This is a genomic window from Microbacterium sp. (genome assembly GCF_049661145.1).
In the GTDB taxonomy this organism is placed as follows: Bacteria; Actinomycetota; Actinomycetes; order Actinomycetales; family Microbacteriaceae; genus Microbacterium.
Map to the genome: position 1 here is coordinate 1 of NZ_JBASZT010000172.1, position 2,007 is coordinate 2,007.

The window sequence follows — 2,007 nt, forward strand, 5'->3', positions numbered from 1 at the left end:
CGACCGGGCCTCGCGGGGCGACCGTGGTGACCGGGGCGACCGGGGCGACCGGGGGCCGCCGGCGGCGCTGCGCACTCAGTCGACGAGGATCAGCCGGCGGATGGCGCGTTCGAGCCAGGCCCGGTACGCGGCGGCGGGCCAGCCGGCATCCACCACCAGCTGCGTGTAGCTTTCGGGCGAGATGAGGAACGAAAGCTCTTCGGCCAGTTCCTCGTCGTCGCGGGAACTCGTGCACAGACCCGTCGCGCGATACAGCGCGATCGTGGTGCGCATGTCGGAGCGGCGATTGCGCTGCAACTCCGCGAGGCGCCGCCCGACCTCGGGATCGCCCGCCGCGTCGAGCAGTCTCGGCCACAGCCCCGCGACGCGCGCGTTGGCGTCGGCGACGAAGCTCAGCTGAAACGCCAGCAGTTCCTCGCCGGGCAGCGTGGCCGCCTGCGCGCCCAACTCGCGGGCGTGCAGGGGGCCGTCCCCCTCGGCCTGCGAGAAGGCGTGGTCGAACGCGGCGAGCAGCAGCGCGGCCTTGGGGCCGTTCTGCTTCACGGTCTCCAGTGACACGCCCGCCCTCCGGGCGATCGCCGACAGCGCGGTGCCGCCGTAGCCGGATTCGCCGAACTCGGCACCCGCCGCCTCGAGGATGCGGGCGCGCGTCTGCGCGGCCTGCGCTTCGCGCAACGGAGAGACGTAACGAGACATTTGACTTTCCTAAGAGTGTGGTGAATACTTCACAGGTGCTTTCAACATCCTACATGGAAGGTTGCCCCGTGTCTTCGCTCCTCGTCTGCAGTACTCCCGTCCACGGTCACATCACTCCGCTCCTCGCGGTGACTCGCGCGCTGACGTCCGCCGGCCACGACGTGCGCTTTCTCACCGGCGCCCGATACCAGCGCGCCGTCGAAGCGGCCGGCGCGCGGTTCGTGCCGCTGCCCGCGGAAGCCGACTACGACGACCGCGATATGGATGCCGCCTTCCCCGGCCGCGTGGGACGCACCGGCGTCGCGGGAGCGAAGTGGGATCTCCAGCACATCTTCCTCGAGCCGGCCCCGGCGCAGCTGCGTGCCATCGACGAGCAGCTGCGCCTTCAGCAGGCCGACGCCGTGCTCACGGAAGCACTGTTCTTCGGCGGGATGCTGCTGCTGTGCCGACCCTCCGGCGCACGGCCGCCGGTGCTCAGCCTCGGCATCGTGCCGCTCGGGCTGCGCAGCCGCGACACCGCTCCTTTCGCCCTCGGCATCCCCCCTCTGCCCGGTCCGCTCGGTCGGCTGCGCAACGGGATGCTGACGTGGACGACCGATCGGCTCGTCTTCGCCGACCTGCAGCGTGCGGCGGAGCGGATCGTGCGCGAGACGACGGGTGGTGAGCTGCTGACGCCCGCCATGAACTACCCGGCGCTCGCGGATGCCGTCGTGCAGTTCAGTGTCGCGGAGTTCGAGTACCCCCGCTCAGACCTCACGACACCCGTGCACTTCGTCGGCCCGGTCTCGCTCGGTGCGTCTTCGAGCGAGACGAACGACGCGACCTCCGCCCTGCCGGCGTGGTGGGATGACCTCGACGGTGCGCGCCCCGTGGTGCACGTCACGCAAGGAACCGTGGCCAACGGCGACCTCGAGGACCTCGTCATGCCGACACTGCGCGCCCTGGCCGACCGCGACGTGCTGGTCGTCGCCTCGACGGGCGGTCGCGAGATGCCGCAGGGTGGTCTTCCGTCCAACGCTCGCATCGCCCCGTATCTACCGTATGACCTGCTGTTCCCTCGCCTGGCGGCGTTCGTCACGAATGCCGGGTACGGTGGCGTGCACTTCGCGCTCGCACACGGGGTGCCCATCCTCGCGACCGGCAACACGGAAGACAAGTCCGAAGTGTCCGCGAGGGTCGCGTGGAGCGGTGCGGGGCTGCGCCTGCGCCCGCGGCGGGGGCGGCTCTCGGAGCGCGCGATCGCGGAATCCGTCGACCGTCTGCTGCGCGAGTCGTCCTTCCGCGCCCACGCCGCCCGCATCGGCACCGCCG

Annotated in this window: 2 protein-coding genes; one reads left to right on the forward strand and one right to left on the reverse strand. The window is 71.2% G+C overall.

All coding sequences use genetic code 11. From position 1 onward, the window contains the following. Nucleotides 1-75: 75 nt before the first annotated feature. Nucleotides 76-696, reverse strand: coding sequence for a TetR/AcrR family transcriptional regulator (locus WBP48_RS07700; protein ID WP_424438488.1), 621 nt, complete (start codon nt 694-696; stop codon nt 76-78). 68 nt (nt 697-764) lie between these two features. On the opposite strand from WBP48_RS07700, the gene WBP48_RS07705 reads away from it, so the two are divergent. Then, nucleotides 765-2,007: glycosyltransferase (locus tag WBP48_RS07705; RefSeq protein ID WP_424438491.1), on the forward strand; the 1,243-nt coding region annotated here is incomplete at its 3' end.

What these genes read in the sequence shown, in the direction of transcription:
- WBP48_RS07700 (WP_424438488.1), bottom strand. Translation starts at nt 696, where the DNA reads ATGTCTCGTTACGTCTCTCCGTTGCGCGAAGCGCAGGCCGCGCAGACG.